Origin of the sequence: Actinomadura rayongensis (genome assembly GCF_009831215.1) — a bacterium.
GTDB classification, from domain to species: Bacteria; Actinomycetota; Actinomycetes; order Streptosporangiales; family Streptosporangiaceae; genus Spirillospora; species Spirillospora rayongensis.
This window is the reverse complement of record NZ_WUTW01000009.1, coordinates 178,104-187,466: the sequence shown is the minus strand read 5'-3', so window position 1 is coordinate 187,466 and position 9,363 is coordinate 178,104. Positions and strand designations below refer to the sequence as shown.

The window sequence follows — 9,363 nt, the reverse complement described above, 5'->3', positions numbered from 1 at the left end:
GTGGCCATCAGAACATTCGTCGCACGCTTATGCATCAACAATCCTTTGTTCGGCGGACAGAACAACCGCCCCAGGCCCGGATCCGGACATGCGTCACCGCTATGGGTGCGCGTGGAGAGCGGCGGCCGAGAGAGATGTCCCGGCGCGGGCGCCGTGCGAAGGAGGGAGAAGAGAAGGTCCGCCGTAGAGAGGCCGACCGGTCCCGCATGTCAGAACAAGGCGGGGCACGACGCTTCAGGTTGGTGCCAGGCCATCACAACACCAGCACCACCCCAACGATTCCCCCGAAAGGTAAAGGATGGCCAGCTCGCAGCCACCCTGTCGTTGGGATCTGACCGTTACAACCACCCGGGGGCGCAAAGCATGCCCCACGAAAGGTAAAGAACGAGGCCCCGCCGCATTAATTGGGTGCAAGCCCTTGCGGTAGCGGGGATCAGGGTCAATCGAGCGATCTCGTGGCTCGTTGGATGACCTTCAGGCGGCGGCCCAGAGCTTCGCCGCCGATGACCTCTTGGCGGGGCGCGATATGGACGATCACCTTGCGGTTGGTTGCGAAGCCGGAGAGATCGAGCGGCCGGTGAATCCCGCGCACGCTGACGAGTCTCAGGGCGGGCAAGTCAAACACAGGTTCGAGGCTGGTGATCTCGCTGCAGAAGTCGAGTTGCAACGTCTCCAGCGATCGAAGATGACAGAGCGGTTCGACGTCATGGACTGATGTCCGTGATACGTCGAGGTAATCGAGCCGCTGCTGCCCGCGCAGCGGGCTGAGGTCGGCGACATTCACACAGTCGTCCAGGATGAGGGTGGTCAGCTCGGTGGAGGTAAGCGGATCGAGGTTCGAAACCCAGGCGTTGTCGCCCAGATAGAGGAGTTGTACGGACGATGCCCTGTCGATGAGGGCGGCCAGTCCACCGTTCAGGTTCGTATGCGGCAGTGAGATGCTGGTTGCGCGCTGCAGTGGAGGCAAGAGGTCGGTGTCGAGTGGAATCGGGGACCTGTGGATTCCGAATGAGCGCAACTTGTCCTGCCGCTGAAGCGGGCCATAGTCGCTCACGTCGAACAGTCCGCGAAGAAAAAGTGCGTTAAGTCGTGGTAGTGAGTCGAGGAACGATAGATCCAGGGCTTCTTCCCGGTCCGCTATTCTAGAGTTGAAGTCAATGTTAACATATGTGATGAACTCGCGGTGAACGCCGATCTTTTCAAGTTCTATCGGGTAGTCGCCGCTGAGCCGGATGTGCGGTCCGGCGGGAATGGTCTTGATCGCGCACATCTTCGCTGGAGAGTCTACCCTTATTTCCCTGCCCTGGGGGGTGTGGGGAATGATGGTCTGCGCAAATTCGTCCGGATCGAAATGATTCCAGGCAGTGTCAATTTGAGTTTGCACCCTCCAGCGGTTGTCCGGTGCATAGCGAGCGAGGATATCGAGCGATTCCGGACCGTTGATGAGCGTCACCAGGTGAACGGTCGCAGCGGCGGTCTCCGCGGAGTAGCCGTCGAGTGTCTGAGGCAGGGCCTTCAGGACAGCCTTGCCTGCTACGGCGAGGGTGCCGGCCTGGTCGAGTGAGCGTGGCGGCAGGAGTTTGGTCAGACATTCGTTCAGGCGGTCGTGGGCGTCGACCGGAATCGCGGGAAGGGTTTCGAGGCAGGAGACGGCCGTCAGGCGCAGGGCTCGGGCGCGGCGGGGTTCGGACGGGATGCGGTCGAGGATGCCCGTCAGGAGTTCGCGGCGCAGGGGTTCGTTCGCGTGGCCTGCGGCCATGGCGACGGTCTGGCGCCACTGGTCGCGGTGGGCGTTGTGGATGAGGTGGTCCATGTCGCCGAGGTCGGCGGCGTGTTTGGCCGTCAGGTACTCCTGGACCGTCCGGTGGACGAAGTCGACGCGACCGTCGACCGGTTCGCGGATCACACCGCTGCGGTGCAGGAGCAAGTCGAACACCGCGTCGGCGGACGCGTTGATCTGCGGCATCGCCGTGAGGCGGTCGGCGATCAGGGTGCGTACGGCCGACGTTGGAAGTTCCACGCGGTTCGTTGTCGAGAGGCGCCAAGCCAGTTCCTGGAGCAGGCGGATCTTGTGGTCGCGTTCGAGCAGCACGGTGCGTGCGGACGGGACGTCGCGCTTCACGTCTCGCGCTTCCAGCAGCAGATCAAGGACGGCCGCGTAGAGGCTCATCCGGTTGCTGGGCAGGATTTCGCGATCCAGGTTGAGGGCGCACAGCATGCTGGCCAACAAGGGGCTGCTGGCCAGAGCCAGAAGATGTGGCGTCGATTCGAGGCGTCCCATCAACCGAGCCTGATACGTCGGCAGTTTTTCGGGCTCGCAGGGGAGGCCGCTCGCGTCCCGTACCGAGTCGTGCCAGTGGGCGACGAGCGCGCGGATGTCGGCGGGGCCGAGCTTCTCCAGGAACAGCGTGGAGAAGCCTTCGTGGCGCAGCCAGTCGGGACCGGCCGCCGCTGGGCGGGACGTCACCACGACCCGGATACCGGGGAAGTCGTTGATCATCTGGCGCAGCCACTGCCGGACGTCCTGCCGCTGCGGCCCGGTGATCTCGTCCACGCCGTCCACCAGCAGCAGCGCCCGCCCGGACGCCAGCACCCGGTGCGCCCACCCGCGTGGCATCAACCCGGAGAGGTTGCCAGCGGCATCGTCCAGGAACTCTTCCGGACGGGGAAGAGGGCCACCCGCGTGCCGCCGGAGCTTCACCAAGAACGGCACGTGCCCGTTCCACTCGGCCAGCTCGCCGGTGAAATGCCCCCGCGCGGCCGTCACCGCGATCCAGTGCAGCAGCGTCGTCTTCCCGCCGCCGGCCTCGCCCCGCACCAGCGTGAGCCGGTCCCCGCTCAGCGCCTCCTCGACCCGCACCGACCCGCCGGGCCGCTCCCCGCTCCGCCAGTCGCTGATGCGCGGCGCCTCGCGCCGCCGGTCCAGGTTCCGCGCGACGTTGAGGCTGATGTAGGCGACGCTCAACGTCGTCCGGGGCCGGGTGAACCGCTCGAACCGCACCCCGAGCAGGTCCAGGACGTCCAGGGACTCGCTGATCGACGCGAGATACCGGGTGGTGAACGCGGCATCGTCGTCCGTGCCTTCAGGAGCGTCCAGGGAACGGGCGGGCAGGCGCAGCAGCATCGCGTCCACCCGGTCGGCGAGGCCGCTCAGCCGGGACAGGGTCTCGGCGGCGGCGCGCGGCGTGAACTCCGGCAGATGGATCAGGATGCGGGCGAGGCAGTCGCAGCACTCGTCCAACGTCACCTCGTACAGCCGCGCCCCGGCCTCGCCGAGCTGCGCGGCGGCCTCGCGGGGCGGGAGCGCGGCGCGCAGTCGGCGGGCGAGCCGCACCGGGTCGGCGTCGACGGCGAGGAACGCCTCGTCCGACAGGTCCGCGCGGTCCAGCGTCAGCTGAACCTGGAACAGGGCCGCCGCGCGGTCGCCGTCGGTGAGGCCGCGGAACTCGTGCGCCGCGAACGTCATGATCCGGCCGGTGACGGCGTCGGCGATGCCCTCGAACTGGCGCGTCGCGCGGCGGCGCCGGATCTCGTCGGGGAAGCCCGTCCGGATCAGGTCGACGAGGTCCTTCCCGGCCTCCGCGCGGGCGGCGCGGCCCGCGAGCCAGCGGCCCGCCGCGATCTGCACCACCGACCGGCCGACGTTGATCGCGGCGACTTCGACGGACACGCGCACCTCCGGACGGAACGGCCCTCCGCCGTAGGACGCCCGGAGCCGCGCGCGGGTTCGCCTACGACGCGGGCAGTCCGAGGGCGCGGGCGATCAGCATCCGCTGGACCTCCGACGTCCCCTCGCCGACCTCCAGGATCTTCGCGTCCCGGTAGAACCGGCCGACCGGGTACTCGTTCATGAAGCCGTAGCCGCCGAAGATCTGCGTCGCCTCGCGGGCGTTGTCCATGGCCGCGTTGGACGCGACGAGCTTGGCGATCGCCGCCTCCTTCTTGAACGGCCGACCGGCGAGGAGCAGCGCGGCGGCGGCGTAGTAGGCGAGCCGGGCCGTGTGCGCCCGCGCCTCCATGTCCGCGATCTTGAACTGGATGGCCTGGTAGCGGCCGATCTCGCGGCCGAACGCCGACCGCTCCCGGACGTAGCGCAGGCACTCGTCCACGCAGCCCTGCGCGAGCCCGACCGACAGCGCGGCGATCGCGACGCGGCCCTCGTCAAGGATCCGCAGGAACTGTGCATAACCCCGGCCGCGCTCGCCGAGCAGGTTCGCGGCGGGGACGCGCACGCCGTCGAACGCCAGCTCGTGGGTGTCGGACGCCGACCAGCCGACCTTGGAGTACTTGCGCCCGACGGTGAACCCGGGCGTCCCGTTCGGCACGATGATCGTGGAGATCTCGTCGTCGCCGGTGAGCGCGGTGACGGTGACGAACGCGGTGACGTCGGTCCCGGAGTTGGTGATGAAGCACTTGGAGCCGTCGATCACCCACGCGTCGCCGTCGAGCCGCGCGGTCGTCCGCATCCCGCCGGGGACGTCGGTGCCGCCGCCCGGCTCGGTGAGCCCGAACGCCGCGATCCGCTCGCCCGACAGCAGCGCGGGCAGGAGTTCGGCGCGCTGCTCGTCCGTCCCGAACCGGTGGACGGGCATGGACCCGAGCGACACCGCGGCCTCCAGCGTCACCGCGACGGACGAGTCCACGCGCGCCAGCTCCTCCAGCGCGAGGCACAGCGCGAAGTAGTCGCCGCCCATCCCGCCGTCCCGCTCCGGGAACGGCAGGCCGAACAGCCCCATAGCGCCCATGCCCTTGACGATCTCGTACGGGAACTCGCCGCGCTCGTACAGGTCGCCGATCACCGGCGCGACCGTCTCGCGGGCGAACCGCTCGACCGTGCGGCGCAGTTCCTCCTGCTCGTCGGTCAGCGTGAAGTCGATCATCGGTTCCTCTCCTTCGCGAGCGCCCGGACGACCCGGGACGGGCTGGGCCGGCCGAGTTCCCCGGCGAGCCAGACGCTGGTCTCCACCAGCGCGGTCAGGTCCACGCCGGTCTCGACGCCGAGGCCGTCGAGCATCCAGACGAGGTCCTCGGTGGCGAGGTTGCCGGTCGCGGACCGGGCGAACGGGCAGCCGCCGAGGCCGCCCGCCGACGCGTCCACGGTCGTCACCCCGGCGCGCAGCGCGGCGAGCGTGTTCGCGAGCGCCTGCCCGTAGGTGTCGTGGAAGTGGACGGCGATCCGCTCCACGTCGATCCCGGCCGCGACCGTCGCCCCGACGAGCGCGGTGACCTGCCCGGGCGTCCCGACGCCGATCGTGTCGCCGAGGCTCAGCTCCGAGCAGCCGAGGTCCACGAGCCGTCGCGCGACGGCCACTACCTGCTCGATCGGTACGTCGCCCTCCCACGGGTCGCCGCACACCATCGACAGGTAGCCGCGCACCCACAGGCCCTCCGCGCGGGCGCGCTCGACGACGGGCGCGAACATGTCCAGGGACTCGTCCACGGTCCGGTTGAGGTTGCGGCGCGCGAACGTCTCGGTGGCGCTGGCGAAGATCGCGATCTCGGTGACACCGGCCGCCAGCGCGCGGTCCAGCCCGCGCAGGTTCGGCACGAGCACCGGACGGCCCGGTCCGCGGGGCAGCGCGGCCAGCAGTTCCTCGGCGTCGGCGAGCTGCGGCACCCGGTCGGGACGGACGAAGCTCGTCGTCTCGATCACCCGCAGCCCCGCCGCCGCGAGCCGCCGCACGAACTCGGCCTTCACCGCGACCGGCACCACCGCGCTCTCGTTCTGCAACCCGTCGCGCGGCCCGACCTCGTAGATCGTGACCCGCTCCGGCAGGCCGTCCAGCGGAACCGGCATCATCCCTCCCCGATCTCGGCGAGCACGGCGTCCAGCGCGACCCGGTCCCCGGTGCGGACGGCGAGCCGCGTCACGACGCCGCCGGACGGCGCGGTGACGGTGTGCTCCATCTTCATCGCCTCGACCACGGCGACGGCCTGGCCCTCGTCCACCCGGTCGCCCTCGGCGACCTTCACGGCGAGGACGGTCCCTGGCATCGGGCTGCGCAGCACCCCGTCGCCGCCCGCCGCCGCGCCGCCGGGCTCCTCCGCCGCAACGTGCTCGGTCAGCGCCCACGCCCGCCCGTCCCGGCCGAGCCACAGGACGTCGCCGGAGCGGACGCGCGCGAACGCGAGCGTCCGGCCGTCGTAGGCGAGGGTCGCGGGGGCGGTGAGCGCGGCGCGGACGGGCTCGGCGTCGCCCACGCGGACCAGCGCGTCCGCCGCGCGGCCCTGCACGCGCACCTCGACCGGGGCGCCGCCCGCCGGGACGATCGTCCAGCGCGTCCAGGCGGGGCCGCCGGGCCGCCAGCCGTCCGGGATCGCCCACGGGTCGGGGTCGCCGGTCTCCAGCGCGAGCATCCGGTCGAGCGCGGCGGCGGCCAGGACCTCCGGCGGGACGGGTTCGGCGTTCAGTTCGGCGGCGGCGCGCTCGGCGAGGCCGGTGTCCAGCCGTCCGGCCGCGACGTCGGGACGGGCCAGCAGCGCCCGCAGGAACGCCACGTTCGTCGGGACGCCCAGCAGCGTGTACCCGGCGAGCGCGCGGTCCAGCCGGCGCAGCGCGGCGGCCCGGTCGGGGCCGTGCGCGACGACCTTGGCGAGCATCGGGTCGTAGGCGCCGCCGACCTCGACGCCCGCGGCGAGGCCGGAGTCGACGCGGATTCCGGGGCCGTCCGGCTCGGTCAGCGCGAGCACCCGGCCGCCGGTCGGCAGGAACCCGCGCGCCGGGTCCTCGGCGTAGACGCGGGCCTCGACGGCGTGGCCCTCGAACGCGACGTCGTCCTGGCCGAACGGCAGCGGCTCGCCCGCCGCGACGCGGAGCTGGAGTTCCACGAGGTCCAGGCGCGGCCGGATCGCCATCTCGGTGACAGGATGCTCCACCTGGAGACGGGTGTTCATCTCCATGAAGAAGTATTCGCCGGGGCGGTCGGCGGACACGATGTACTCGACCGTCCCCGCGCCCGTGTAGCCGACCGCCCGCGCGGCGGCGACCGCGCTCGCGCCCATCCGCGCCCGCGTCGCGGCGTCCAGCAGCGGCGACGGCGCCTCTTCGACGATCTTCTGGTGGCGGCGCTGGAGGCTGCACTCGCGCTCGCCGAGGTGGACGACGTTCCCGTGCGCGTCGGCGAACACCTGGATCTCGATGTGCCGGGGGCTGTCGACGTACCGCTCGGCGAGCAGCGTGTCGTCGCCGAACGCCGCGCGGGCCTCGCGCCGCGCCGCCGCGATCGCCTCGGGCAGCCCGGCGGCGTCGCGGACCAGCCGCATGCCCTTCCCGCCGCCGCCCGCCGACGGCTTGAGCAGCACCGGCAGGCCGACCTCCAGCGCTGCGGCGGCGAGCTGGTCGTCGTCCAGGCCCGGCTCGTTGCGGCCCGGGACGACCGGCACGCCCGCCGCCGCGACCGTCCGCTTCGCCCGGATCTTGTCGCCCATCGCGTCGATCGCGTCCGCGGGCGGCCCGACGAACACCACGCCCGCGGCGGCGCAGGCCCGCGCGAACGCGCCGTTCTCCGCCAGGAACCCGTAGCCGGGGTGGACGGCCTCCGCGCCGGTCGCGCGCGCCGCCGCGAGCACCGCGTCCGCGTCCAGATAGGACGGGATCAGCACCGCCTCGTCCGCCGCCCGGACGTGCGGCGCGCCGGTGTCGGCGGCGGTGTGCACGGCCACCGACCGGACGCCGAGCCGCCGCAGCGTGCGGACCACGCGGACCGCGATCTCCCCGCGGTTCGCGACCAGGACACATCCGAACATCGCGGACCTCACATCCGGAAGACGCCGTAGCCGACCGGCTCCAGCGGTGCGTTCGCGGCGGCCGACAGGCCGAGGCCGAGGACCCGCCGCGTGTCGAGCGGGTCGATGACGCCGTCGTCCCACAGCCGCGCCGTGGAGTAGTAGGGGTTGCCCTGCCGTTCGTACTGGTCGCGGATCGGGGCCTTGAACGCCTCTTCGTCCCAGCCGTCGCCGGCCTGGTCGCGTCGGACGGTCGCGAGGACGCTCGCCGCCTGCTCCCCGCCCATCACCGAGATCCGCGCGTTCGGCCACATCCACAGGAAGCGCGGCGCGTACGCCCGGCCGCACATCGCGTAGTTGCCCGCGCCGAACGACCCGCCGATGACGACCGTGAACTTCGGGACCCGCGCGCACGCGACCGCCGTGACCATCTTCGCGCCGTGCTTGGCGATGCCGCCCGCCTCGTACTCGCGGCCGACCATGAACCCGGTGATGTTCTGCAGGAACACGAGCGGGACGCTGCGCCGGTCGCACAGCTCGACGAAATGCGCGCCCTTCATCGCCGACTCGCCGAACAGGATGCCGTTGTTGGCGACGATGCCGACCGGGTGGCCGTGGACGTGCGCGAACCCGGTGACGAGCGTCGGGCCGTACTCCTTCTTGAACTCCTGGAAGCGGCTGCCGTCCACGATCCGGGCGATGACCTCACGGACGTCGTAGGGCGCGCGCGGGTCGGCCGGGACGATCCCGTACAGCTCGCCGGGGTCGGCCGCGGGCTCCTCGGGCGGGACGGTCTCCCAGGGGCGGGGGGCGCGCGGACCGAACGTCCGGGCAATGTCGCGGACGATCCCGAGCGCGTGCGCGTCGTTCTCGGCGAGGTGGTCGGTGACGCCGGAGACCCGCGCGTGCAGCTCGCCGCCGCCGAGGTCCTCGGCGCTGACGACCTCGCCGGTCGCGGCCTTCACCAGCGGCGGGCCGCCGAGGAAGATCGTCCCGTGGTTCCGGACGATCACCGCCTCGTCGCTCATCGCCGGGACGTACGCGCCGCCCGCCGTGCACGAGCCGAGCACCGCCGCGATCTGCGGGATGCCGCGCGCCGACATCGTCGCCTGGTTGAAGAAGATCCGGCCGAAATGGTCGCGGTCGGGGAAGACCTCGTCCTGCGCGGGCAGGAACGCGCCGCCGGAGTCCACGAGGTAGACGCACGGCAGCCGGTTGTGCAGCGCGACCTCCTGCGCGCGCAGATGCTTCTTCACCGTGACCGGGTAATACGTGCCGCCTTTCACGGTCGCGTCATTGGCGACGACGACGCATTCGCGGCCCGCGATCCGCCCGATCCCGGTGATGATCCCGGCGCCCGGCGCGGCGTCGTCGTAGAGGCCGGTCGCGGCGAGCGGCGACAGTTCCAGGAACGGCGAGCCCGGGTCCAGCAGCGTGTCGACGCGGTCGCGGGGGAGCAGCTTGCCCCGCGCCACGTGCCGTTCGCGGGCGCGGTCGGAGCCGCCGCGCGCGGCGCGGTCGAGGCGTTCGCGCAGGTCGGCGACCAGGGCCTCGTGGTGCGCCGCGTTCTCCTTGAACGCGCCGGACCCCGGGTCGGCGCGCGTGCCCAGTACGGTCATCACCCGTCCCCCTGCAGTT

General features: G+C 71.6%; 5 protein-coding genes. All 5 read right to left on the bottom strand.

Annotation, left to right across the window (positions count from 1 at the left end; all coding sequences use genetic code 11):
- Window positions 1-439: 439 nt before the first annotated feature.
- The 5 genes from GQ466_RS28565 to GQ466_RS28545 all read right to left on the bottom strand — a co-directional run bounded on the left by GQ466_RS28565 (window position 440) and on the right by GQ466_RS28545 (window position 9,344).
- Window positions 440-3,670 (bottom strand): NACHT N-terminal Helical domain 1-containing protein, encoded by a 3,231-nt coding sequence (locus GQ466_RS28565; protein WP_161106163.1) that lies wholly within the window; start codon window positions 3,668-3,670, stop codon window positions 440-442.
- A 61-nt stretch (window positions 3,671-3,731) separates the two neighbouring features.
- Complete coding sequence (locus GQ466_RS28560; protein WP_161106162.1) at window positions 3,732-4,880, bottom strand: acyl-CoA dehydrogenase family protein; 1,149 nt, start codon at window positions 4,878-4,880, stop codon at window positions 3,732-3,734.
- Complete coding sequence (locus GQ466_RS28555; protein ID WP_161106161.1) at window positions 4,877-5,797, bottom strand: hydroxymethylglutaryl-CoA lyase; 921 nt, start codon at window positions 5,795-5,797, stop codon at window positions 4,877-4,879. The genes GQ466_RS28560 and GQ466_RS28555 overlap by 4 nt, the downstream gene beginning before the upstream one ends.
- Window positions 5,797-7,746 (bottom strand): acetyl/propionyl/methylcrotonyl-CoA carboxylase subunit alpha, encoded by a 1,950-nt coding sequence (locus GQ466_RS28550; RefSeq protein WP_161106160.1) that lies wholly within the window; start codon window positions 7,744-7,746, stop codon window positions 5,797-5,799. Before GQ466_RS28550 ends, GQ466_RS28555 begins: the two co-directional genes overlap by 1 nt.
- Before the next feature lie 8 nt (window positions 7,747-7,754).
- A complete protein-coding gene (locus GQ466_RS28545) occupies window positions 7,755-9,344 on the bottom strand; it encodes a carboxyl transferase domain-containing protein (RefSeq protein ID WP_161106159.1) in 1,590 nt (529 codons plus the stop codon).
- Window positions 9,345-9,363 lie beyond the last annotated feature (19 nt).